The sequence below is a fragment of the Pantoea sp. B550 genome (genome assembly GCF_024158165.1).
Classification (GTDB): Bacteria; Pseudomonadota; Gammaproteobacteria; order Enterobacterales; family Enterobacteriaceae; genus Pantoea; species Pantoea alfalfae.
In genome coordinates this window covers 933,452-958,197 of sequence record NZ_JAMYXI010000003.1, presented here as the reverse complement: position 1 = coordinate 958,197, position 24,746 = coordinate 933,452, and the positions used below count along the sequence as shown (strand labels likewise).

The following is a 24,746-nucleotide window of genomic DNA, read 5'->3' as shown; positions in this document are numbered from 1 at the left end:
AATATGGCAATCGGCTCCGCCAGATGGCTCGGATTGGGCTACTTCACTTACTTCTTCTGTTACGGCATCTATCTGCCATTCTGGGGCGTGTGGCTGAAAGGCACCGGTCTGGATGCTGAGAAGATTGGCCTGCTGCTCGGCTGTGGTATGGTTGCGCGCTTCGTCGGTAGTCTGCTTATTGCCTCGCAGGTTAAGAATCCCGGCCGGTTAATTACGGCGCTACGTCTGCTGGCGCTGATGACCTCTCTGTTTGCTGCCGGTTTCTGGGTGGGTGAGCAGTGGATGTGGCTGCTGACTGTGATGATCGGCTTCAACCTCTTCTTCTCGCCGCTGGTGCCGCTCAGCGATGCGCTGGCTGCTACCTGGACACAGCAGATTGGGCTGGCGTACGGGCCGGTGCGACTGTGGGGATCGCTGGCCTTTGTAATCAGCTCGGCGTTAACCGGCGTGCTGGTCAGTGCTTACTCCTCTCAGGCCATTCTGCTGCTGCTTTCCGTCGGTGTCATCGCCATGCTCGCTGGCATGATGCTGAGACCAGCCACCCAGCCACAGGGTCATGAGCGTCAGGGTGCTGCAGGCGGCTGGCAGGAATGGCATGATTTGCTGCGTGAAAATGCTGTATGGCGATTTATGCTCTGCGTGACGCTGCTGCAGGGCGCGCATGCTGCCTATTACGGCTTCAGTGCTATCTGGTGGCAGGAGAGCGGCTACTCCGCCTCAACGGTGGGTTATCTCTGGTCGCTGGGCGTGGTAGCGGAAATTATCGTGTTCGCTCTGAGCAACCGCCTGTTCCGCCGCTGGCGCGCGCGTGACCTGCTGCTGCTTTCAGGCATCTGCGCGCTCATTCGCTGGGGCCTGCTGGGAGCCAGCACCGCGCTGCCGCTGCTGATTGTGGCGCAAATCCTTCACTGTGGCAGTTTCACCGTCTGTCATCTGGCGGCGATGCGCTTTATCGCGGCGCGGCAGGGAGCGGAAGTGATCCGGCTGCAGTCACTCTATTCCGCGCTGGCGATGGGCGGGGGTATTGCGATAATGACCATGATCTGCGGCGTGCTGTTCGCGCATCTGCAGGGGCATCTTTTCTGGGTGATGGCACTGGTAGCCCTGCCCGCACTGTTTCTGCGTCCCGGCTACGACTCCAGTAAATAACGAATGCGCTGCTGATGATGCAGCGTCAGCGGCAGTTCAGCATGCACCAGCGGCGGTGAGAACAAGGGCAGCGAGGTCGGGTAGGGCGAGATAATGATGTCGGTGTCCCGTGGCGCGCCATCCCGCTGAAACTGCTTCACATCCAGATAAGAAATATTGATCGGCAGCAGCGTGATCTCCCGGATCTGCTGTTCCACATCCTGCTCCAGGTCGGCATCGTCGCCGGTCAGTATCAGGACCTGCTTCTCCTGCAGCGCACTCTCCTGCATCAGCCAGGCACCAAAAATAATGGTGACTAAACTCACCTCTTCCGGCGTAAAAGTAATGTTGTAGTGCTGTTCAAAAGCCTGCAGGGCCTGCTGAGTCGTACGCAGCAGGCGAGGATAGAGTCGGCTGACATCCAGTGCCACGCAATTGTCGATACCGATAGTAAAGTGAGTGCGATCGAGTGCCTGCGCCAGATGCGGATAGAGCTGGTGCAGCAGTTCGTCGCGGTCAGCAAAGGTGATTTCGGCACAGGCTTCAAAGTCATTGATCAGTTGCTGCGTCGCGTTCATCAACTGCTGTTCAGCAGGATGTGCAACCGCGTCCACGACCGGCGTATGAATCTGGCTAAACAGCAGCGTCCAGAAGTCGGTTTCACTGACATGCGGGGCAAGATGGCAGCGTTTTCGCCAGTGATGTATCACATCTTCGGCGGCCTGCCGCTCAGGCTTCTGCTGCAGCCAGAGGGACTGCGCCTCACTGAACAGCACCGGCTGACGCTGGCACAAGCCATACTTCATAAATATCTGCAGAAAAAGCCGGTCGCGTTCGCTGAAATCACGCTTCAGACGCAGGCTGCAATGCTGAATCAGCGCCTGTAAATTGGTCTCATCCCACAACGCTTTCTCAATCTTCATGACCTTCAGGCGCTGGCGCAGGGGCGCAGCAAAATGCTCGCAGACAAAATCCTGCGATAAACGCAGACTGCGTCGCAGGTTGTGCAGCAGACAAAGGCGACGGTCCAACTCTGTACCATGAAGACGAAAGCTGCCATCCACCATCTGATGCAATTCCAGCTGGTGATATCGCTGTATCTCAAGGCCTACATCCGCGATATCCTGTCGGGCAACGGCAGGATCGATGCCATTCAGCTGGCAGATTTTTTCAAGCGTAAGCACGGGTGCGGGCAGAAACAGCAACAATAAAAGATGGCACTGACGCTGTGAACGGGTGAAGAGTGGTGCCAAAGGGGTAGCAGAACTCATCAATCAGATTTCCAGCAGACTATTTTGAGCTAAGCGTAGTCAACCCGGTCAGCGCCCGCGCGGTTTACGCGGTTTATTTGCCGGAGGTTTAAAGCGGGTCACAAAATTTTGTTACTTATAGATTCTTTTCATCAGGAACGTTACTTTATAACATTATGAAACGCGCACTCTTTGCCTTACTGATGGTATTAAGTCCGGCTCTGCTGGCCCATCCTCACAGTTTCATCGATATGAAAACCGAACTGGTGGTGCAGGGTGACACCTTCACCGGATTAAAGATGACCTGGACCATGGATGAGATCACCTCCGCCGATCTGCTGTATGACGCGGGCGAGGCGAAGCCAGGCAGCGTGGTGTGGAAAAAGCTGGCGGCGGGCGTGATGGCGAACGTACTGGGCCAGCACTACTTTTCTGAAATCTGGCACAACCAACAGCGGGTAAAGTTTTTGAATCTGCCAACGGAATATAATCTGTCGCGTAACGGCCACAAAGCGGTACTGGAATTTGTTCTGCCGCTGGCGGAACCCCCGACGCTGGCCGGGCAGCGCTTTGAGATCCTGACCTTCGATCCCACTTACTTCGTCGATATGTTCTATGACAATCCCGGCGCGTTAACGCTGCCGCCGGCATTGCAGACCCGCTGTAAATTTGCGCTCAATACGCCAAAACCTAATGACTCTCTGAAGCAGTATGCGCTGTCGCTGGATAAAGCCGACGCGCCTGCAGAGGAGATGGATTTAGGCCGCCAGTTCGCACAAACGGTGGTACTGACATGTCAGTAATTTCTGCGCCCCTGCGCGCTTCCCGGCTCTGGCCTCTGTGGTTGCTGGCGGGACTCTTCATAGGCGGCGCGCTGCTGGTCTGGCTTTACTGGTCGCAGATTTTGCTGCAGAGCGTGCTGTGGCAGAAAGATCTGCACCGGCAGATGACCCAGCTGTTACAACAGGTGGCGGAGCAGCCCCATCAGGCTGGCATGTCGCTGGTGATATTCAGCCTGCTATATGGTGTGCTGCACGCGCTGGGGCCGGGCCACGGCAAAGTTGTTATCGCGACTTTTCTGGCGACCCATCCGAGCCGCGTCAGAACCAGTATCAGGCTGACGCTGCTCGCCTCACTGTTGCAGGGCTCAGTCGCGATTGTGCTGGTAACGGTGATGCTGGTGCTGCTGAAAACCTCGTCGCGCCAGCTGCATCTCAGCAGTTTCTGGCTGGAGAAGGGCAGTTATCTGCTGGTGATTGGGCTGGGTGTGATGATCGGCTATCGGGCGCTGCGCTCATTGTGGCGGGCATTGCGTCCGCGGCCAGCTCCGGTGTTCCGCGCCTTCCGTGCTCACCATCAGCATGATGAACATTGTGGCTGCGGACATGCGCATCTGCCGACGCCGCAGCAGATGAGCGGCAACATTAGCTGGAAAACCCAGCTGCTGGTGGTGGTATCGATGGGATTACGCCCCTGTTCCGGCGCGATTATGATGCTGCTGTTTGCCAAAGTAATAGGTGTTTATGGCTGGGGCATTCTCTCTGCTGCCGTGATGGCGGTCGGCACGGCACTGACCATTTCGGCGATTGGCCTGCTGGTTCAGCAGGCGCGTTCGGTGGCGCAGCGGCTGGCACAACCTGGTGCTGTCTCAGGTATCTCGCGACTACTAATGCCAACGCTGGCCTTAACCGGTAGCCTGATTTTAATTGTGGCGGGTATCGCATTATGGCAGTCAGCACAACTCACGCCGGGCGGCGGAATTCGACCCTTCTGACTATAAACGCAGCGGGAATAAAATTCCCGCGGTTATACTTATCTCGCTAATTATCTCTGAATTCATCTCTTTATTTTTTTTCTCGGGGCAGTTTAGTGGTGAAATCACTATTCCCTGTCTACGCTGTTAATACCAAAACGGCATTCCGCCGTCGGGATGATAAAAGATCAGAACAGCTTGCTGTTTATTGCGAGGAGTATATTTCATGGCTGATACCCGTATTAATAATGGCTACACCGAAACGCTGGCGACCGGGCCGGCAGGACTACCGTTAAAACGTATTTCCTGGAGCGCGGTCTTTGCCGGTGTTATTTGTGCATTAATCGTTCATATCATTCTGACGCTGCTGGGCACAGCCATTGGGGCCACCACCATTGATCCGATGAAAGAACAGAATCCGCTGGACGGCCTTGGCACTGGCGCGCTGGTCTGGACGGCTATTGAGATGCTGGTTGCGATGGCGGCAGGTAGTTATGTTGCCGGCCGACTGGCACAGCGTGAAGGCGCACTGCACGGTTTACTGATGTTTGGCCTTAGCACAATTTTCACTATTTACCTGGCTATTGCGCTGGCAACCAGCGTATTAGGCGGCGCGATGAATATTGTGGGTTCAGGCTTCCAGGCGCTGGGTAGTGGTATTTCCGCTGCTGCGCCTTCGGTTACTCAAATGGCAAAAGAAAAGCTGCAGGAAAATAATATTAATTTAGACAACCTGCAAAACGAACTGGAAACCACATTACGTCAGACCGGTAAGCCGGAATTACAGCCAGAGAATCTGAAGCAGGACGCAAATAAAGAAGCGCAGAATGCGGAAAACCAGGCTAACAACACTGCGAACCACCCACAGACAGCGGATACCGATCTGACTAACTGGGTAAAAGGTGTAATGGATCGTCATTCAGATACTCTGCAGGCAGCCGATCGTGACGCACTGAAAAATATCATTAAAGCGCGTACCGGTAAAAGCGATGAGGAAGTGGATCAGATCGTTGCGAAAACCGAGCAGAGCTATCAGCAGGCCGTCCAGAAGTATAATGAACTGAAACAGCAGGCTGAGCAGAAAGCACGTGAAGCGGGCGAAAAAGCCGCTGCTGCGACCGCTAAAGCGAGCTGGTATGCCCTGATTCTGCTGATCATCGAAGCCGTACTGGCTGGTGTGATGGGTATGGTGGGTCGTCGTACTCAGCCCCGTCAGGTGCTGGCACACGAACGTCGTTAATCATCACTGATTAGCAGGCAATAAAAAAGGCGGCTGAAAAGCCGCCTTTTTCCGTAATGAAACTTAGCGTTTTAACGCTTCGCTCAGCTCATCACGCATGTTCGACAGCATAGCTTTCACCACGCGCGGGTTACCCGCGACCAGGTTACCTGACAGCAGATAACCGTGGTTACCGGTGAAGTCAGTGACCAGACCACCCGCTTCACGAACCAGCAGTTCACCCGCCGCAAAATCCCACGGCTTCAGGCCAATCTCAAAATAGCCATCTACGCGACCCGCAGCCACATAGGCCAGATCCAGCGCAGCAGAGCCGGTGCGACGGAAGTCAGCGCACTGTGTAAAGAGTTTGGTCAGGATGTTCATGTAAGCTGGCGCGTGCTGCTTCATTTTGAACGGGAAGCCCGTTGCCAGAACGGTGCCATCCAGATCGCGGGCAATGCTGCCACGCAGACGATAGCCATTCAGCTGAGCGCCCTGGCCACGTGAAGAGGTGAACAGTTCATTGCGCATTGGATCATAAACGACGGCGACTTCAGTGCGGCCTTTGATGCGCACAGCGATAGAAACAGCAAAGTGGGGCAGACGTTTGATGAAGTTAGAAGTGCCATCCAGCGGATCGATAACCCATTGAACGTCCTGATCTTCGCCCGCCAGTTCACCGCTTTCTTCAGTGATGATGGTATGTTTCGGGTAAGATTTACGAATAATTTCGATAATCAGGCGTTCTGCTTCGCGGTCAACATTGGTTACGAAGTCGTTGCTGCCTTTCTGGCTGGCTTCGACGGCGTCCGGGGTTTCATAATATTTGGCAATTAAATTTCCGGCCTTGCGCGCTGCGCGCACGGCAATGTTGAGCATGGGATGCATCGGTATCTCTCGCTGGATGTTAAAGAACGGGGAAAACGGCGCGGAGTATAGCAGCGTGTTCGGTAAATGTCCTGCTTTATGTTACGATTCTCTCCACTGATTTTACTGACCCGTTTCTGAGTATCCCTAATCATGTTGCAAAATATTCGTATCGTACTGGTCGAGACTTCTCACACCGGTAACATGGGCTCCGTTGCGCGCGCCATGAAAACCATGGGCTTAACCAACCTCTATCTGGTTAATCCGCTGGTCAAACCCGACTCACAGGCGATCTCCCTGGCTGCCGGTGCCAGTGACGTTATCGGCGACGCAAAAATCGTTGATTCACTGGATGAGGCCATCGCCGGATGCAGTCTGGTGGTCGGTACCAGCGCACGTTCACGTTCGCTGCCCTGGCCGATGCTGGATGCGCGTGAATGCGGCGTAAAAAGCGTGGAAGAGGGCCAGCAGGCACCGGTCGCACTGGTGTTTGGTCGTGAACGTGTCGGCCTGACTAACGAAGAGTTGCAGAAGTGTCACTATCACGTCGCGATTCAGGCCAACCCGGAGTACAGCTCACTGAATCTGGCGATGGCGGTACAGATTATCGCCTATGAAGTGCGCATGGCATGGTTACAGTCTCAGGAGCAGGCCAGCCCGCCACCGAAGTATGAAGAATCCCCTTATCCGCTGGTGGATGACCTTGAGCGCTTCTATCAGCATATGGAACAGATGATGCTGAACAGCGGCTTTATCCGCGAAGCCAATCCAGGCCAGGTGATGAGCAAACTGCGTCGTCTTTATACCCGCGCCCGTCCGGAACGTGATGAACTCAACATCCTGCGCGGTATGCTTTCGTCGTTTGAAAAGCGGAAAAACGAGAAAAAAGAAGCAGATAATAGTTGAGTAAATTACCTGGTTAAATACCTGACTAATTTACCAGGTTAAATAGTTGACCAATTTACTCGGGAATGTCAGACTTCATGGCATCTGTTGCTAATCCTCCGATAACCGGACGCTATTGAGGTTGTACGCTATGAGACTGACATCCAAAGGACGTTATGCCGTTACTGCAATGCTGGACGTTGCCCTTCACTCCCATGAAGGTCCGGTCCCGCTGGCTGATATTTCAGAACGTCAGGGCATCTCGCTCTCCTATCTGGAGCAGTTATTCTCCCGACTGCGTAAAAACGACCTGGTTTCCAGCGTTCGTGGCCCGGGTGGCGGTTATCTGCTGGGTAAAGCGTCAGACACCATCTCTGTCGGCGAGGTAATTACTGCGGTTGATGAGTCGGTTGATGCGACCAAATGCCAGGGCAAAGAAGGCTGCCAGGGCGGCGAGCGTTGTCTGACCCACGTTCTGTGGCGCGATCTGAGCGTACGTATCAGTGACTTCCTGAACAATATTACGCTGGCTGAGCTGGTGAATAATCAGGAGATTCTGGATGTGGCCGATCGTCAGAATGCGATCGATAATCGCCGCTTCCAGAGCCCGCGTTCGCAGGAAATTAACGTCAACCAGCGCGCCTCGTAGTCCCCGCTATTGCGGCCCTTACTGCTAACGCGGTCAGGGCCGAATCTGCTATAAAGACGTATGATTTTCAATACGGAGCTGTAGCGCAATGAAATTACCGATTTACCTGGATTATGCCGCCACCACGCCGGCCGATCCGCGTGTGGCCAGCAAAATGATGCAGTTTCTGACGCTGGATGGCACGTTCGGTAATCCGGCTTCGCGATCGCACCGTTTTGGCTGGCAGTCTGAAGAAGCGGTCGATGTTGCCCGCAATCAGATCGCCGAACTGGTCAACGCCGATCCGCGCGAAATCGTCTTTACCTCTGGCGCCACCGAATCCGATAACCTCGCGATTAAAGGCGCAGCCCATGCCCATCAGGCGCGCGGCAAACATATCATCACCAGCCAGACGGAACACAAAGCGGTGCTCGACAGCTGTCAGCAGCTGGAGCGCGAAGGTTTTGATGTCACGTATCTGGCGCCGGCGGCAAACGGCATTATCACGCCTGACCAGCTGCGTGCGGCGCTACGCGACGACACCATTTTAGTCACTCTGATGCACGTGAATAATGAAACCGGGGTGATTCAGGATATTGCCGCCTTTGGCGAACTCTGCCGCGAACGTGAGATTCTGTTCCATGTCGATGCGACCCAGAGCGTCGGTAAGTTGCCCATCGATCTCAGCCAGTTACCGATCGATTTAATGTCCTTTTCAGCTCACAAACTCTATGGACCGAAAGGCATTGGCGCGCTCTATGTGCGGCGTAAACCGCGCGTACTAATCGCTGCGCAGATCCACGGCGGCGGACATGAACGCGGGATGCGCTCCGGCACCCTGCCGGTGCATCAGATTGTCGGCATGGGCGAGGCCTATCGTATCGCGGCAGAAGAGCGCGAAACCGAGATGGCGCGTCTGCAGGCGCTGCGCGATCGTCTGTGGCAGGGTATCAGCGTATTGCCGGACATTACCCTCAATGGCGACCCGCATCAGCGTGCGCCGAACATTCTTAATATCAGTTTCGCTGACGTTGAGGGTGAATCCCTGATCATGGCGCTGAAAGATCTGGCCCTCTCTTCCGGCTCGGCCTGTACCTCTGCCAGCCTGGAGCCTTCCTATGTTTTACGCGCGCTGGGCGTAAGTGAGGAGCTGGCGCACAGTTCGCTGCGCTTCTCGCTGGGACGCTTCACGACCGAGGAAGAGATCGACTACGCCATTGCCCTGGTGCAGAAGTCGGTGACCCGGCTGCGGGCCTTAATGAAATCCTGATACCCGGTCATAGTCCGGAAACTGCGCCAATATGGGCGCTTCGCTGGCAACGTCCGGCGGAATCTGTTATCAGGTCTCTGCGAAATACATTTAACATCTTATTAAAGCCGTCATAACAATCAGGCTGGACGAAACAGATAACGATTACGGAGCTTTTCGATGACCACACAACCCATGAACATTACGCTTAGCAGCCAGCCCGCCGATGCGCGCTGGGGCGAAAAAGCGATTCTGAGCAGCAACGACAGCGGCATGACGCTGCATCTCACCGGCGTGGATGCGCTGAATACCATCCAGCGTGCGGCGCACAAAATCGACAGCCAGGGGATCCGCCACGTGGCGCTGACCGGCGAAGGCTGGCACCTGGAGCAGTGCTGGGCATTCTGGCAGGGCTTCCGTGGCCCGAAAGGTCAGCGTCAGGTTGAGTGGCCAGCGCTGGGCGAACATGAGCAGGCGGAGTTTGATCGCCGTCTGAAAATCATCGACTGGGTCCGCAACGTGATTAACCTGCCTGCAGAAGATCTGGGGCCGGAACAGCTGGCGCATACGGCAGTTGATCTGATCAGTGAAGTGGGCGGCAGCGCCGTCAGCTATCGCATTACTAAAGGCGACGATCTGCGTGTGCAGGGCTATATGGGCCTGCACACGGTGGGACGCGGTTCAAATCGCCCGCCGGTTTACCTGGCGCTCGACTACAACCCAACCGGCGATGAGAATGCACAGGTTTACGCCTGTCTGGTCGGTAAAGGCATCACCTTTGATACCGGCGGCTACAGCCTGAAGCAGAGCAGCTTTATGGACTCGATGAAGTCTGACATGGGCGGTGCGGCGACCGTTACTGGCGCACTGGCTATGGCGATTTCGCGTGGTCTGAACAAGCGCGTCAAACTTTACCTCTGCTGTGCCGATAACATGGTCAGCAGCAACGCCTTCAAACTGGGCGACATCATTCGCTATCGCAACGGCAAATCGGTGGAAGTTATGAACACCGATGCGGAAGGTCGCCTTGTCCTGGCCGACGGTTTAATCGACGCCAGCGAGCAGAACCCGACGCTGATCATCGATGCTGCAACGCTGACCGGCGCGGCCAAGACGGCGCTGGGCAACGACTACCATGCGCTGTTTACCTTTGATGATGTGATGGCGCAGTCGCTGATGGGCAGCGCGGTAAGTGAGAACGAGCCGTTCTGGCGTCTGCCGCTGGCTGAATTCCACCGCAGCCATCTGCCGTCTAACTTCGCCGATCTCAATAACATCGCCAGCCCGTCTCATGCGGCAGGAGCCAGCAGTGCGGCAGCGTTCCTGTCCCATTTCGTGAGCAACTATCAGCAGGGCTGGCTGCACATCGACTGCTCCGCGACCTATCGCAAGGGCGCGGTTGATCAATGGGCGGCGGGTGCTACAGGTCTTGGCGTGCGTACCATCGCCAATCTGTTACTGAAATAAGTAAGGCTCAGCGGTGGCGGATGCCGCCGCTGTTCAGAGGGAAACTATGAACCGTCTTGAAGAGGTGCTGAAGCTGGCAGCCACCGAGCCTGCCCATCGGCCCGAATTTTTCCAACTGCTGCTGGAGTCTGATGTCTTTGTTCCAGGCGAAAGCACCACGCAACAGCTTGATGCCAGCACGCCCGTTGATCTGCAGCACTGGGAAAAAGAGGATGGCAGCAGCATCATTCCTTTTTTCACGTCTGAAGAGGCGATGAGTGAAGCGGTGAGCGGTGAGCAATCCTGGCTGCGTCTGCCGGTCCGGACGCTGTTTGAGATCACACGCGGCGAGACGCTGTTTCTCAATCCCAAACTGCCTTCCGGTAAAGAGTTTACTGCAGCCGAGATCACCCATCTGCTGGCTGAGGAGGGCAGTGCGCTAAGCCAGCAAACCGTGCTGGAAGGCGGACAGTCCCTGCTCTTGTCTGAAGTGGCCGAGCCACCTGCGCAGATGATCGATTCGCTGACGCAGTTGTTCAGTAAGCATAAACAGGTGCGCCGGGCATTTGTCGCCAGTATTCGTGAGCGGGCTGATGAAGCGCCCAATCTGTTGATTGGTATTGAAGCTGACAGCAACATTGAGGCGATTATTCAGGCGGCGGGCAGTGTGGCAACGGACACGCTGCCGGACGATGCACCGATTGATATCTGTGAAGTCACGCTGCACGACCGTGGCATCAGCCACTTCTTTACCGCCCACATCCCGCCATTTTATGAGCGTCGCTGGGGCAGTTTCCTGCGCGACTTCAAGGGCAGTGAGCGGATTATCTGATTCACTTAAAAGAACAGGCGGCTCATGGGCCGCCTCAGACAGTTGATAATCCCGCATCAGGGGAATCTGGCCGCAACGAATAAGCTTAACGCGCAGAGAGCAGGGCCAGAAGAGGAAAGCGTCCCGCGCCATGGATTGGCTTAAGCGACTTTCCGATCTGACTCTGTTTCCTGTGCAACGTCGGTATTACAGCAGAACGAACCAGGCATTATCAATAAACAGGCGGCTTATCAGCCGCCTGTTTATTATTTTGCAATCGGTAAGTCGTCACGACTGCCCCATTCGCCCCAGGATCCGTCATACAGCGTGACATCCCGAGCGCCCAGCGCCGTCAGCGCCAGAATCAATACCACCGCCGTTACGCCTGAGCCACAGCTGGCGACCACCGGTTGGGTAATATCAACGCCCGCGTCGGCAAACAGCCTGCGCAGCTCCGCTTCCGGCTTAAGTTTTCCCTGCTCAACCAGCGTATTCCACGGCACATTCAGGCTGTTGGGAATATGTCCGCGATGCAGGCCGGGACGCGGTTCGTCCACTTCAGCGTTAAAACGATTAGCGGCACGCGCATCAACAATCTGTGCGCCGCCTTCATGACTGATCAGCAGCACGTCCGTCAGGCGTTTAACCCGGCTTTCATCCGCGTGCGCTTCAAACTCACCCTCCGGGAGATTCACGTTGCCAGTTGCGAGCGCAAAACCGGCTTCTTTCCAGCCCTGCAAACCACCGGCCAGAATTGACACCTGCGCCACGCCAAAGGTTTTCAGCATCCACCAGGCGCGTGGCGCGGAAAAGAGGTTGCCCTCGTCATAGACCACCAGATGCTTATCACTGCTGATGCCCAGCTCGCGCATCGCGACGGCAAAGGTCTCGGCACGTGGCAGCATATGCGGATAAGGGCTGGTGTGATCGGAAAGCGCTTCAATATCAAAGTAAGGGGCGTCGGGTAGATGACCCGCCAGATATTCAGCCTGAACATCGCGAACCGCTTCCATCCCGGGTGGCAACAGACGTGCATCCAGCACCTGAAGCCGCTCATCATTGTAGTGCTCTTGTAACCAGTCGGCGGACACAATCAGTGGCGTCGTCATAACAACCTCATCTCAGCAATCTGTCATACCAGTGTCAGGGAATGTGCGCGCCATCTCAAGAGAAGCGTTGATTAAATGCGAGCATTGATATGAAATTGCGCAGCGTAATTAAACGACACTCCCTGCGTCCCGGTGAAGGAACTACCATGAAGAAACGCACTACCCGGCTGCTGCTCAGTATGCTGATCGGTGGCTCGCTGCTGTCAGCGACCCTGTTACCTGTTTTGCCTCTCCAGGCGGCAGAGGTACCCGCAACCGCCCAGGTCAGCAAACCGCTGACGATTATCGATCTTTCGGAACTGCAGATTGACGGTGCCGCTGCGCTGGTCTTAACCTTCAGCCAGCCACTGGATGACAAGCAGGACATCGCGCAGAAAGTCAGGCTGACCGACGATAAACAGGGCCGGGTGGATGGCGGCTGGGAACTTGCCGCTAATCGTAAAACGTTGCGCTTCCGCCATCCCGAGCCGTCGCGCCACTTCACCGTCACGGTGGATGCGGGACTGCGTGCGGCCAGCGGTGAGACGCTTGCCGCCGATTACAGTCAGAAAATCGCCACCCGTGATATCCAGCCGATGGTGGGCTTTGCCAGTCGCGGTTCACTGCTGCCGCTGCGTATCACCCAGGGATTGCCGGTGCTGGCGCTGAATGTTGACCAGGTCGATGTCGATTTCTTCCGGATAAAGAATGCCGGCCTGGCGGAATTTCTCTCGCAGTGGAATTACGGCAACAACCTTTCAAGCTGGCAGTCGCAGGAGCTGCTGAAAAGCAGCCAGCTGGTTTATAGCGGACGCTTTGAGCTCAACCCGGCGCGAAACACGCGTGAAAAACTGCAACTGCCGATGAGTGACATCAAGGTGCTTCAGCAGCCCGGCGTCTATCTGGCCGTCATGAAGCAGGCCGGGACTTATCACTACAGCCAGCCCGCCACGCTTTTCACCCTGAGCGATATTGGCCTGTCACTGCACCGCTTCCCGGCTCAGTTCGAACTCTTTGCCCAGAGTCTGGCAAGCGGCCAGCCACTTTCCGGCGTCAGCGTCAGATTGCTGGATGAGAAAGGGCAGGTTCTGCAGAGCGGCACCAGTGACAGCACCGGTCATCTGCGCCTGAAAGCGGATGAAAAAGGTAAGCTCCTGCTGGCCGTGCAGGGTGAACAGACCTCGATGATCGACCTGGCGCGTCCGGCGCTGGATCTCGCTGAGTTTCCGGTTGCCGGACCGCAGGGCTATGACAAACAGCTGTTTGTCTTTGGCCCACGTGATATCTACCGGCCCGGCGAAATCGTCATCGTCAATGCGCTGCTGCGCGATGCCGACGGACATCCGTTGCCCGCCCAGCCGATCAAAGCGGAGCTGGTGCAGCCTGACGGCCAGGTGATGCGGACCTTTGTCTGGCAGTCTGAAGCGGGATTCTACCAGCAGCGACTGGCGCTGCCCGCGTCGGCCATGACCGGCGACTGGATGCTGCGACTGAATACCGGCGATAACCTCAAGCGCGAGTGGAAGTTTCACGTCGAAGATTTTCTGCCGGAGCGTATGGCGTTAACCCTGAAAAATGACCCTCAGCCACAGGCCGCTGATGCCAGTGTTGAATTCGGCATTGAAGGTCGCTATCTCTATGGCGCCCCAGCAGCAGGTAACACGCTACAGGGTCAACTCTATCTGCGACCGGCACGCGAGGCGGTGACTGCACTGCCAGGCTACCAGTTTGGTGACATCACCGAAGAGGGATTAAAGCGCACGCTGGATGAGGTGGACCTCAAGCTCGATGCCAGCGGTAAAGCACAACTCACGGTAGAAAATCAGTGGGATCAGCTGCACTCCCCGCTTAACCTGATCCTGCAGGCCAGCCTGCTGGAGACCGGCGGACGTCCGGTCACCCGTCGTGCCACCCAGGCCATCTGGCCCGCTGACGCCCTGCCGGGTATCCGGCCGCTGTTTGGTAACAAGGCGGTTTATGACTACCGCAGTGACAGCTATCACGATGAGCCTAACGTGCCGGAACAGAGCCTGGCCGAATTCGACATTGTTTATGCCAACAGTCAGGGCAAAAAACTGGCAGCGGACAAGCTGGATGTGCGCCTGATCCGTGAGCGCCGCGATTACTACTGGAGCTTCTCTGACAGCGAAGGCTGGCAGTCGCAGTATAGCGACAAGGATCTGCAGGAAGATGAACGCGCCATCTCTATCCCGGCTGATGGCAGCACCAAAGTCAGCTTCCCGGTCGAGTGGGGCCACTACCGGCTGGAAGTGCAGGCGGGCGAGAAGATCGTCAGCAGCGTCCGGTTCCAGGCGGGTTATGACTGGCAGGATAACACCAACGGCACAGGTGCATTGCGTCCCGATCAGGTCAGACTGAAGCTGGACAGAGCCGCTTACCAGCCGGGCGATACCGTGCACCTGCAGGTCGAATCACCGGCGGCCGGTAAAGGCTACCTGATGGTGGAGTCGAGCAGCGGCACGCTCTGGTGGCAGCCGCTGACCGTACCAAAGGGCGGCACAACGGTGGATGTGCCGGTGGCTGAGAGCTGGCAGCGGCACGATCTCTACTTCAGCGCTATTGTGGTGCGTGACGGCGATAAGGTCAGCGGCGCAACACCCAAACGCGCGGTAGGGCTATTGCACCTGCCGATGGCGACTGAAGCACGTCGCTTAAACCTGACGCTTGCGGCACCCGATAAAATTCGCCCGGAGCAACGCCTGACGGTCAACATTCACGCCAGTCGTGACGGCGGTCCGCTACCAGAAAAAGTGAATGTGCTGCTGTCCGCGGTGGACAGTGGTGTACTGAGCGTGACGGATTATAAAACCCCCGATCCGTGGCAGGCTTTCTTTGGCCGTAAACGCTACAACGTCGATCAGTATGACGTCTTTGGTCAGTTGATCGAAGGCGGCGGCCGGCTTGCGGCACTGCGTTTTGGTGGTGATGGCGAGGATGAATCGATGACGCGCGGCGGTAAAAAACCGGTGACGCACGTCAATATCGTCGCACAGCAGTTACAGGCGGTGACGCTGGATAAAGAGGGCAACGGATCGATTACGCTGCCGATCCCGGCGTTTAACGGCGAACTGCGACTGATGACCCAGGCATGGAGCGATGACAGCTTCGGCGCGGCCGAACGCAAACTGGTGGTTGCGGCGCCGCTGATCAGCGAACTGGCCACCCCGCGCTTCCTGGCCAGCGGTGACTCGGCATCTCTGGCGCTGGATCTCACTAACCTGACCGATCTGCCGCAAACCCTGACGGTGGATCTCTCCAGCAGTGGCCTGGTGGATCTGGCCGGTGCTGCCAGCCAGAGCGTCACGCTGGCTAAAGGTGCACGCAGCACGTTGCAGATTCCGGTCACGGCGAAAACGGGTTTTGGTGATGGCGAGATCACCGTACAGATTTCCGGTCTGAACCTGCCGGGTGAGCAGGTTAAGCCCGGCAGACAGCAGTGGAAAATTGGCGTCAGACCGCCTTATCCGGCGCAGACGCTGAACTTTGATGCCGTGATCAGCCCCGATCAGCCCTGGGAGGTCGCGGCGGCGGCGCTTACGGGGCTGGATGCACAAACCCTGAGCGGACAGCTGACGCTGAGCAATCGTCCGCCGCTGAATATCGCCAGCTATATCAGTGCGCTTTATGCCTATCCCTACGGCTGTCTGGAGCAGACTACCAGCGGGCTCTGGCCTTCGCTCTATACCAGTCATGCTGAGCTGACCGCGATGGGCATTAAAACCAGCAGCGATGAAGCACGACGGGCCGCCGTCGACACCGGTATTGCCCGTCTGGCCGGGATGCAGCGCGCTAACGGCAGCTTCGGGCTGTGGGATAAACAAGGTGAAGAGGAGTTCTGGCTGACACCTTACGTGACGGACTTCCTGCTTCGCGCCAGCGAGGTGGGCTATGCGCTGCCGGATAATGTGGTGGAGCGCGCTAATGCACGGCTGCTGCGCTATCTGCAGGATCCCTCGCAGATAAGCGGCGGCGGTGATAACAATGCCGCGCTGCAGTTCAGCGTACAGGCTTACGCCGGACTCGTGCTGGCGCGTCAGCAGCGTGCGCCACTGGGTGCGCTGCGTGCATTGTATGAAAAACGAGAGAAAGCTCGTTCCGGCCTGGCGCTGATGCAGCTTGGTGTAGCGCTGAAGCTGATGGGTGACGGACAGCGTGCACAGCAGGCGATCATGCAGGGAGCTACGCTGACGCGTTCAGACAACGAGTGGTATGGCGACTACGGCAGCACGGTGCGCGATCAGGGGATGATGATTGCCCTGTTAGCAGAAAATAAGCTGCAGTCGGATTTGCAAAATAGTCTGCTGCTGTCCCTGTCCAAAGAGGTCAACGGCAAACGCTGGTTCTCGACGCAGGAAAATAATGCACTTTATCTGGCAGCACACACTCTGCAACGTGCACAGGGCGGAAGCTGGCAGGCGCTATTATCGGGCAATCCTGAACCTCTGCAGGGCGATGCGCCACTGAATAAAGGGCTGGCGGCTGAACGCCTGTTGCAGGGCTTAGCCATCCGTAACCCGGGCAGTGCACCGCTGTATGGTCGTCTGGATGTGACAGGCTATCCGCTGACCGCCCCACAGCCGGAGAGCAATGTGCTCGGGATAAAACGTGAATACTTCACCCTGGATGGCAAAGCCGCCGATCTCAGTAATCTGCGCAGCGGGGAGTTGCTGGTAGTGCGTCTGACCGTTTCGTCAAAGCGCAGCATCAATGATGCGCTGGTGGTGGATCTGCTGCCTGCCGGTCTGGAGCTGGAAAACCAGAATCTGGCCGACAGCAGCGCCAGCCTCGGTGACAGTGCGGATGCGCTGAAGGAGAGCATGGGCGACATGCAGCAGGCCGACATTAAACACATTGAGTTCCGCGACGATCGCTTTGTCGCGGCACTGGCGGTGGATACTTATCGTCCCGCAACGCTGGTCTATCTGGCGCGGGCGGTCACGCCGGGTCGCTTCCTGGTGCCGCCTCCACAGGTGGAGTCGATGTATGTGCCGGAGTGGCGCGCCACCGGCAGCACGCCGTCGCAGTTGCATATTCAGTAAGTGACGCGACGCGTGTTAAAACCTCGCACCCTTAAAAAGGGGTGGCTCGTGCTGCCGCTTTTTTTTCTGGGTTTATGGCTGGCGACGTGGGGACTGGATCGGCTGTTTCCGCTTCCGCTTAAACAGGTGCAGCCTGCACGGGTCATTGTGGCCAGCGACGGTACGCCGCTGTGGCGCTTTGCTGACAGCAAGGGTATCTGGCGCTATCCGGTCACGCCAGAGGAGGTGGCACCGGCTTATCTGCAGGCGCTGCTGACCTATGAAGATCGCTGGTTCTGGTATCACCCCGGCATCAACCCTCTGGCCCTGCTGCGTGCCGCCTGGCAGGATTTGCGTCATCAGAGTGTGATTTCCGGCGGCAGCACTCTGACTATGCAGGTGGCGCGCCTTATCGACCCGCAACCCCGCACGTTGCGGGGCAAGCTGATTCAGGCGTGGCGTGCGCTGCAGCTGGAGTGGCATCTTTCCAAACGTGACATCCTGACGCTCTATCTTAACCGTGCGCCCTTTGGCGGTACGCTGGAAGGGGTGGGCGCAGCAAGCTGGAGCTGGCTGGGAAAAGCGCCGTCACAGCTGACACCAGGCGAAGCGGCGCTGCTGGCCGTGTTGCCGCAGGCACCCAGCCGTCTGCGGCCCGATCGCTGGCCTGAACGGGCGGAAGCCGCTCGCAATAAAGTGCTGGATCGACTGGCGCAATACCGCATCTGGTCCGCTGAACAGGTGGCGGAAATCCGTCAGGAGCCGGTGTGGCTGCCGCCGCGCCAGATGCCGCAGATGGCACCGCTGCTGGCCCGGCGACTGCTGTCGAGCAGCCGCAGCGATAAGATTGTCTCTACGCTCGATCCTTCACTGCAGCGCGAACTGGAAAGCCTGGCGCTGAACGTTAAAAATCAGCTGCCGCCGCGCACCTCACTGGCCATGCTGGTGGTGGATCACACCACCATGGCGGTTCGTGGCTACGTCGGCTCGGCTGACTTTACTGATGACAGCCGTTTTGGTCATGTGGATATGATCGCCAGCGTGCGCTCGCCAGGTTCGGTGTTAAAACCCTTTATTTACGGCATGGCGCTGGACGAAGGGCTGATTCATGCCGAATCGCTGCTGCAGGATGTGCCGCGTCGCTTTGGTGATTACCGGCCCGGCAACTTTGACACCGGTTTTCACGGACCGGTCAGCGCCAGCGAGGCGCTGGTGCGCTCCCTGAATCTGCCCGCCGTTCAGCTGCTGGAAGCACTAGGGCCAAAAAACGTCGCGGCGCGGCTGCGTAATGTGGGGCTGAATTTACGTTTTCCGCCTGGCGCGGAACCCAATCTTTCGCTGATTCTTGGCGGCACCGGGGCGCGCATGGATGAGATCGTGGCAGCCTACAGCGCCTTTGCCCGTCACGGCAATGCCGCTCAGCTGCGCTGGATGCCCGATCAACCGTTGCAGCAACGGCCGCTGCTATCAAAGGAATCGGCGTGGATCATCCGGCGTATCCTCGCAGGCGAAGCGCAGCCTGCCGGTAATGGCAGCGTACCCGACGTGGTGCCGCTGGCCTGGAAGACCGGCACCAGCTACGGCTATCGCGACGCCTGGTCGGTGGGTATCAATCCTCGCTATCTGATCGGCGTCTGGGTCGGGCGCCCGGATGCCACTCCGGTTGCCGGGCAGTTTGGTTTCGCCTCTGCTGTGCCGATTATGAATCAGATTAACAGCATGCTGATGAGCCGACTCGGCAGGCGTGACGTGCCAGGCGATCCGCGTCCGGCCTCGGTCACGGTAGCGACCCTCTGCTGGCCTGGTGGTCAGCCGCTGCCCGCCGGAGATGAAAACTGTCGTCAGCGGCGGCAAAGCTGGGTCGCCTCAGACACTCTGCCGCCAACGCTGCTGGCACCGGGTCAGGAGAGCCTCAGCGGATTACGCCTGAGTTACTGGCAGAATGCGCAGGGACTGCGCGTTGCCGCTGACTGCCCCGGCGCCACCCGTCACGAACGGCTGGTCTGGCCGCTGCCGCTGGAAGCCTGGCTGCCGCCTCAGGAGCGGCGGGCGCAGCGTCTGCCAGCTGTTGATACGCACTGTCCACCGCTACAGCAGGGCAGCAGTGCACCGCTGATCGTCACCGGCGTCATTGAGGGACAAATCGTTAAGCCGCTGCCGGGCAACAGTGCACTGACGATCCCGGTCGCGGTGCAGGGAGGGCAGGGCGCGCAGCGCTGGTGGTTCCTGAATGGTGAGCCTCTCACGACGCAAAACGCCGCAGAGATGTCGCTGCATCTTGATCATCCAGGCGAGTATCAGCTGGTGGTGATGGATGAAGAGGGCCAGCTTGTCTCGGTCACCTTCAGTCGGGGATGATGGTTTTCTGCGCTAAATCATAACTGAAGCGCATCCGCTTCGACTCAGATCAAGAATTTTCAACAAATTAGGGATCTCTGATAGGCAATGCCGGACTCAGCCCCTATAATCGGCGCCGTTTATTAACCGGGGCGGACGCCACCGGTTTCTTCAGAACGTCAAGACAGAGGTCATCATGGCAATCGAACGTACTTTTTCTATCATCAAGCCAAACGCCGTCGCTAAAAATGTGATTGGTGCTATCTACAACCGTTTTGAAAGCGCAGGCTTCAAAATCGTTGGCGCTAAAATGCTGCAGCTGAGCAAAGAGCAGGCTGAAGGCTTTTACGCTGAGCACCAGGGCAAGCCATTCTTCGATGGTCTGGTTGAATTCATGACTTCTGGCCCGGTTGTTGTTTCCGTGCTGGAAGGTGAAAATGCCGTTCAGCGTCACCGTGACCTGATGGGTGCCACTAACCCGGCAAACGCACTGGCTGGCACTCTGCGTGCTGACTACGCTGACAGCTTCACCGAAAACGCGACCCACGGTTCAGATTCAGCGGAATCTGCTGCCCGTGAAATCGCTTATTTCTTCGGCGAAAACGAAATCTGCCCACGTACTCGTTAATCGCCCGGCGATAAACGTTACAGCGGCTTTACAAAAATCTGCGTAGGGGAGGTCACTCCCGCCTGTTATCAGGCCGCAGATGTTGTACAATATTGCGCCTTCATTGACATCGCTTAATGAAGGCGCAATTTTTTCACCTATCCCTGAACAGCGCCATAACGTGTAACAACGAGGCCAGAGAATATTATGTCCGAACAGATTGTGACGTCCGCGTCCGCATCCCCTATTGTCGTCTCCCCCAAAAACCAGAAAATTAACCTGCTGGATCTCAACCGTCAGCAGATGCGCGAATTCTTCCTGTCGCTGGGTGAAAAGCCGTTCCGCGCCGATCAGGTCATGAAGTGGATTTATCACTACTGCTGCGATGATTTCGAGCAGATGACCGACATCAACAAAAAGCTGCGTAACCGGCTAATGGAGCTGACGGAGATCCGCGCACCAGAAGTGGCGGAAGAGATGCGCTCTACCGACGGCACCATCAAATGGGCCATTCGTGTAGGTGACCAGCTGGTGGAAACGGTCTACATCCCGGAAGGCGACCGCGCTACGCTCTGTGTTTCGTCACAGGTGGGGTGTGCGCTGGAGTGTAAATTCTGTTCGACCGCACAGCAGGGCTTTAACCGTAACCTGCGGGTGTCAGAAATTATTGGTCAGGTGTGGCGTGCGGCGAAAATTGTCGGCGCAGCGAAAATCACCGGCCAGCGTCCTATCACCAACGTGGTGATGATGGGCATGGGTGAGCCGCTGCTCAACCTCAATAACGTGGTCCCGGCGATGGAGATCATGCTGGATGACTTCGGCTTTGGTCTGTCGAAGCGTCGCGTGACCCTCTCTACTTCAGGTGTTGTTCCTGCGCTGGATAAACTGGGCGATATGATTGACGTCGCGCTGGCCATTTCCCTGCATGCGCCGAACGATAAGCTGCGTGATGATATCGTGCCGATCAACAAAAAGTACAATATCGAAACCTTCCTGGCGGCGGTGAAACGCTACATTGGTAAATCCAACGCCAATCAGGGACGTGTGACCATTGAGTACGTGTTGCTGGATCATGTCAACGACAGCACCGACGATGCGCATGAACTTGCCGCATTACTGAAAGAAACACCGTGTAAAATCAACCTGATTCCATGGAACCCCTTCCCGGGTGCGCCGTATGGCCGTAGCTCAAACAGCCGCATTGATCGTTTCTCCAAGGTGCTGATGGACTATGGTTTTACCACCATCGTGCGTAAAACCCGTGGCGACGATATTGATGCCGCCTGTGGTCAGTTAGCCGGAGAAGTGATCGACCGTACCAAGCGAACGCTGCGTAAAAAAATGGCGGGTGAAGCCATATCTGTGAAGGCTCTCTAGAAGAGTGGCAGAGTGCGTTTCCTGAAGTGATGACGCGTGGCAGGCTGCAGCCTGTCAACGTCAACCGGATGGAAACGATTATGCGTAACGGATTACCTGCTGTTTTACTTGCGCTGTTTGTTGTAAGCGGGTGTGTCAGCCAGCCATACGAACCTGGCGCTGAAGAGGTGCGGCTGCAGTTAGGGATGCACTATCTGGCCGGTGGAGACTATACCGCAGCTGAGCGAAACTTTCTGCGTGCACAGGCCGCCGCGCCCGAGGACTACCGGGTCTCGCTTGCACTGGCACGGCTGGCGCAGCAGCAGGGTAATCAGACAGCGGCGCAGGCACGGTTTATACTGGCACAGCAGCAGGCCCCGGATAATGGTTTTGTTGCTAACAATTACGGTGCGTTTCTCTGCGCTTTAAGGCAGTATGACGAAGCGCATCAACAGTTTAGTCGGGCAGGCGCTGCACCTCAGTTTGATGCACGTAATGACGCGCGTGAACTGGCAGGGTTTTGTTATCTGCAGGCGGGCGATGTTGCCACTGCCCGCAGGACGTTACGCCAGGCCCTTGAGGCCGACAGACGCAAAGCGGATTCGTTGCTGTCGGAAGCTGAAAAGCTGATGGCAGATAACCAGCTGGCAAAGGTGCAGGTTTTGCTCGACGTTTACCAGCAACAGCTGCCCGAAACGGCACGAAGTCTGGCGTTACACTTACGTTTCGCCGCGCTACAGGGAAATGCCGCTGACGTTTCACGTTATGGCGACCAGTTAGCGCGACGTTTTCCGCAATCGATACAGTACCAGCGTTATTTAGCTAATGAATACTGAAGCCACTCAAGAAAACTCTGCATTACATTCAACAGGTGAACGCCTGCGTCTGGCCCGTGAGCAGATGGGGCTGACGCAGCAGAACGTCGCTGAGCGCCTGTGCCTGAAACTCTCTACCGTGCGTGACATTGAGGAAGACAAATCGCCTGCCGATTTAGCCTCTACGTTCCTGCGCGGCTACATTCGTTCTTATGCGCGTCTGGTGCACATTCCTGAAGAGGAACTGCTGCCAATGATGGCGAAACAGACACCGGTTCGGGCTGCAAAAATCGAACCGATGCAAAGTTTCTCGCTGGGTAAGCGCCGCAAAAAACGCGACGGCTGGCTGATGATTTTCACCTGGCTGGTCGTGTTTGTGGTGGTGGGTCTGACCGGCGCCTGGTGGTGGCAGAATCATAAAGCGTCGCAGGATGATCTGGTGCCGATGACCGATCAGAACAGCAGCAGTGATAACGGTCAGTCGATTCCGCTGGGTGAATCCAGCGGTGACAGCGTGGCACCTGCCGCGCCTGACGAAAGCAATACCACGACCCGCGATAACAGTGCGGCCAGCACGCCAGCGAGTACGGCTCCGGCCGCCAGCGCCAGCAATGGCGCGACTGCTGCACAGCAGGACACCAGCAGCAATGCGGTGGTGTCGCCGAGTCAGGCTCCTGTGGAAAACACGGCGGCTGCGCCTGCAGCCACCCAGTCCGGTACCAGCACATCACCTCAGATGCCAGTCGGCGCAGCCGCGGTCAGTGAACCGGCTGCTGACCCTAACGCAGTGGTCATGACTTTTAACGGCGACTGCTGGCTGGAAGTGAGTGATGCCACCGGCAAAAAACTGTTCAGCGGTATTCAGCGCAGTGGTGGTAAACTCAGCCTGGCAGGAACGCCTCCGTATCGTCTGAAAATTGGCGCGCCGTCCGCGGTTCAGGTGCAATATCAGAATCAGCCCGTTGATTTAAGCCGTTTTATCCGTAATAACCAGGTTGCTCGCCTGACGTTGGGTGCGCAATAACAGCGTATCGCGTACCGGGCAATTGTGGAGAAGAAATATGCATAACGAAGCACCCATTATCCGCCGTAAATCCAAACGCATTTACGTCGGCAAGGTGCCGGTCGGTGACGGCGCGCCAATCGCCGTACAGTCGATGACCAACACCCGCACCACTGACGTGGAAGCGACGGTAAATCAGATCAAAGCCCTTGAGCGAGTCGGTGTCGACATCGTTCGTATCTCGGTGCCTACCATGGATGCCGCAGAAGCGTTCAGGCTGATCAAACAGCAGGTGAACGTCCCGCTGGTTGCAGATATTCATTTTGACTACCGCATCGCCCTGAAAGTCGCCGAATATGGCGTTGACTGCCTGCGCATCAATCCCGGTAACATCGGGAACAATGAGCGCATCCGTATGGTAGTCGACTGCGCACGCGACAATAATATTCCGATCCGAATTGGCGTAAACGCCGGTTCGCTGGAAAAAGATCTGCAGGAGAAGTATGGCGAGCCGACGCCACAGGCGCTGCTGGAATCCGCCATGCGCCATGTCGATCATCTCGACCGTCTTAACTTCGATCAATTCAAAGTCAGCGTAAAAGCGTCAGATGTCTTCCTCGCCGTTGAATCTTATCGTCTGCTGGCGAAACAGATCGAACAGCCTCTGCATCTCGGCATTACCGAAGCGGGTGGCGCACGTGCGGGCGCGGTGAAATCGGCGATTGGCCTGGGACTGCTGCTGTCAGAAGGGATCGGCGATACGCTACGCATCTCGCTGGCGGCCGATCCAGTTGAAGAAGTCAAAGTCGGTTTCGATATCCTGAAGTCACTGCGCATTCGTTCTCGCGGTATCAACTTCATCGCCTGTCCGACCTGCTCACGTCAGGAGTTTGACGTCATCGGTACGGTCAACGCGCTTGAGCAGCGTCTGGAAGATCTCATCACGCCGATGGACGTCTCCATTATCGGCTGCGTAGTCAACGGACCGGGCGAAGCGACCCTCTCTACGCTGGGCGTGACCGGCGGCAGCAAGAAGAGCGGTTTCTACGAAGATGGTGTGCGTCAGCGCGATCGTCTCGACAACAATGACATGATCGATCAGCTGGAAGCGCGCATTCGTGCCAAAGCGTCGATGCTGGATGCCAGCCGCCGTATTGATGTTCAGCATCTGGAAAAATAATGGCGTGCGCGGCCTGCGTACGTGACTTTTTTGACTGAACCTGTGCGGTTTCATCCTCATAAGGTATGATGCCGGACAGGTTTTT

Annotated in this window: 19 protein-coding genes; 16 read left to right on the top strand and 3 right to left on the bottom strand. The window is 56.9% G+C overall.

The features are described 5' to 3' along the window. Positions 1-3: 3 nt before the first annotated feature. Entirely contained in the window at positions 4-1,149 is a 1,146-nt protein-coding gene (locus NIM72_RS07435; protein ID WP_253419669.1) for a 3-phenylpropionate MFS transporter, read from the top strand. Here NIM72_RS07435 and csiE read toward each other — a convergent pair. After that, a complete protein-coding gene (gene csiE / locus NIM72_RS07430; protein ID WP_253419666.1) occupies positions 1,131-2,399 on the bottom strand; it encodes a stationary phase inducible protein CsiE in 1,269 nt (422 codons plus the stop codon). The genes NIM72_RS07435 and csiE overlap by 19 nt on opposite strands. A gap of 155 nt (positions 2,400-2,554) precedes the next feature. Between csiE and NIM72_RS07425 the strand changes: the two genes are divergently transcribed. The 3 genes from NIM72_RS07425 to NIM72_RS07415 all read left to right on the top strand — a co-directional run bounded on the left by NIM72_RS07425 (position 2,555) and on the right by NIM72_RS07415 (position 5,371). Continuing rightward, positions 2,555-3,181, top strand: a complete 627-nt coding sequence (locus NIM72_RS07425) for a DUF1007 family protein (protein ID WP_161734369.1) — start codon at positions 2,555-2,557, stop codon at positions 3,179-3,181. Next, a complete protein-coding gene (locus tag NIM72_RS07420) occupies positions 3,172-4,152 on the top strand; it encodes a nickel/cobalt transporter (protein WP_161734367.1) in 981 nt (326 codons plus the stop codon). Before NIM72_RS07425 ends, NIM72_RS07420 begins: the two co-directional genes overlap by 10 nt. A gap of 205 nt (positions 4,153-4,357) precedes the next feature. After that, a complete protein-coding gene (locus NIM72_RS07415; RefSeq protein WP_013358739.1) occupies positions 4,358-5,371 on the top strand; it encodes a TIGR04086 family membrane protein in 1,014 nt (337 codons plus the stop codon). Positions 5,372-5,434: 63 nt separating this feature from the next. On the opposite strand, the gene suhB is transcribed toward NIM72_RS07415, so the two are convergent. Continuing rightward, complete coding sequence (gene suhB, locus NIM72_RS07410) at positions 5,435-6,238, bottom strand: inositol-1-monophosphatase (RefSeq protein WP_013358738.1); 804 nt, start codon at positions 6,236-6,238, stop codon at positions 5,435-5,437. Positions 6,239-6,370: 132 nt separating this feature from the next. On the opposite strand from suhB, the gene trmJ reads away from it, so the two are divergent. From trmJ to sseB, 5 genes are all read left to right on the top strand, one after another. Continuing rightward, on the top strand, positions 6,371-7,123 hold the full coding sequence (gene trmJ / locus NIM72_RS07405; RefSeq protein ID WP_161734363.1) for a tRNA (cytosine(32)/uridine(32)-2'-O)-methyltransferase TrmJ: 753 nt from the start codon (positions 6,371-6,373) through the stop codon (positions 7,121-7,123). A gap of 130 nt (positions 7,124-7,253) precedes the next feature. After that, positions 7,254-7,751 (top strand): Fe-S cluster assembly transcriptional regulator IscR, encoded by a 498-nt coding sequence (iscR, locus tag NIM72_RS07400; protein ID WP_013358736.1) that lies wholly within the window; start codon positions 7,254-7,256, stop codon positions 7,749-7,751. 88 nt (positions 7,752-7,839) lie between these two features. After that, the gene (locus NIM72_RS07395; RefSeq protein ID WP_161734361.1) at positions 7,840-9,000 is read left to right on the top strand and encodes an IscS subfamily cysteine desulfurase; all 1,161 of its coding nucleotides are present in this window, start codon (positions 7,840-7,842) and stop codon (positions 8,998-9,000) included. Between the two features lie 159 nt (positions 9,001-9,159). Continuing rightward, complete coding sequence (gene pepB / locus NIM72_RS07390; RefSeq protein ID WP_161734359.1) at positions 9,160-10,446, top strand: aminopeptidase PepB; 1,287 nt, start codon at positions 9,160-9,162, stop codon at positions 10,444-10,446. Positions 10,447-10,492: 46 nt separating this feature from the next. Beyond that, entirely contained in the window at positions 10,493-11,257 is a 765-nt protein-coding gene (gene sseB / locus NIM72_RS07385; protein ID WP_253419663.1) for an enhanced serine sensitivity protein SseB, read from the top strand. 245 nt (positions 11,258-11,502) lie between these two features. On the opposite strand, the gene sseA is transcribed toward sseB, so the two are convergent. Next, on the bottom strand, positions 11,503-12,345 hold the full coding sequence (sseA, locus tag NIM72_RS07380; RefSeq protein WP_222925126.1) for a 3-mercaptopyruvate sulfurtransferase: 843 nt from the start codon (positions 12,343-12,345) through the stop codon (positions 11,503-11,505). Between the two features lie 146 nt (positions 12,346-12,491). On the opposite strand from sseA, the gene NIM72_RS07375 reads away from it, so the two are divergent. From NIM72_RS07375 to ispG, 7 genes are all read left to right on the top strand, one after another. Then, positions 12,492-17,384, top strand: a complete 4,893-nt coding sequence (locus NIM72_RS07375) for an alpha-2-macroglobulin (protein ID WP_253419661.1) — start codon at positions 12,492-12,494, stop codon at positions 17,382-17,384. Between the two features lie 12 nt (positions 17,385-17,396). Beyond that, complete coding sequence (pbpC, locus tag NIM72_RS07370) at positions 17,397-19,721, top strand: peptidoglycan glycosyltransferase PbpC (RefSeq protein WP_253419658.1); 2,325 nt, start codon at positions 17,397-17,399, stop codon at positions 19,719-19,721. 175 nt (positions 19,722-19,896) lie between these two features. Beyond that, positions 19,897-20,328, top strand: a complete 432-nt coding sequence (gene ndk, locus NIM72_RS07365) for a nucleoside-diphosphate kinase (protein ID WP_003848684.1) — start codon at positions 19,897-19,899, stop codon at positions 20,326-20,328. 186 nt (positions 20,329-20,514) lie between these two features. Next, the gene (locus NIM72_RS07360; protein ID WP_161734349.1) at positions 20,515-21,684 is read left to right on the top strand and encodes a bifunctional tRNA (adenosine(37)-C2)-methyltransferase TrmG/ribosomal RNA large subunit methyltransferase RlmN; all 1,170 of its coding nucleotides are present in this window, start codon (positions 20,515-20,517) and stop codon (positions 21,682-21,684) included. A gap of 80 nt (positions 21,685-21,764) precedes the next feature. After that, positions 21,765-22,499 (top strand): type IV pilus biogenesis/stability protein PilW, encoded by a 735-nt coding sequence (gene pilW, locus NIM72_RS07355; protein WP_253419655.1) that lies wholly within the window; start codon positions 21,765-21,767, stop codon positions 22,497-22,499. Next, entirely contained in the window at positions 22,489-23,502 is a 1,014-nt protein-coding gene (gene rodZ, locus NIM72_RS07350; RefSeq protein ID WP_253419652.1) for a cytoskeleton protein RodZ, read from the top strand. Before pilW ends, rodZ begins: the two co-directional genes overlap by 11 nt. Before the next feature lie 37 nt (positions 23,503-23,539). Next, complete coding sequence (gene ispG, locus NIM72_RS07345; protein WP_003848692.1) at positions 23,540-24,661, top strand: flavodoxin-dependent (E)-4-hydroxy-3-methylbut-2-enyl-diphosphate synthase; 1,122 nt, start codon at positions 23,540-23,542, stop codon at positions 24,659-24,661. Positions 24,662-24,746 lie beyond the last annotated feature (85 nt).